Source organism: Roseibium sp. RKSG952, from assembly GCF_009711355.1.
In genome coordinates this window covers 1-230 of the sequence record NZ_SMMF01000058.1, presented here as the reverse complement: position 1 = coordinate 230, position 230 = coordinate 1, and the positions used below count along the sequence as shown (strand labels likewise).

1 protein-coding gene is annotated in these 230 nt (G+C 65.7%); it reads right to left on the bottom strand.

All coding sequences use genetic code 11. From position 1 onward, the window contains the following. Positions 1–230: condensation domain-containing protein (locus E1297_RS00135; protein ID WP_155132491.1), on the bottom strand; the 230-nt coding region annotated here is incomplete at both ends.

Here is a 230-nt window from a genome sequence, read left to right as displayed (position 1 = left end):
GATCGGTGCATGGCTCAGGGAGCGGGCGGGGGCGATTGCCTCGACCACCGCCTCGAACGGCACGCCGTCATGGGCAAAGGCGGCCAGAACCGTGTCTTTCACCTCTTTGAGATGGGCTTCGAACGAGAGTTCCGGATCAACCCGGTGCCTGAGCGCAACCGTGTTGACGAACAGCCCGCACACGCCCTCCAGCTCCGCCTTTAGCCGGCCTGCCACCGGCGTGCCGACAA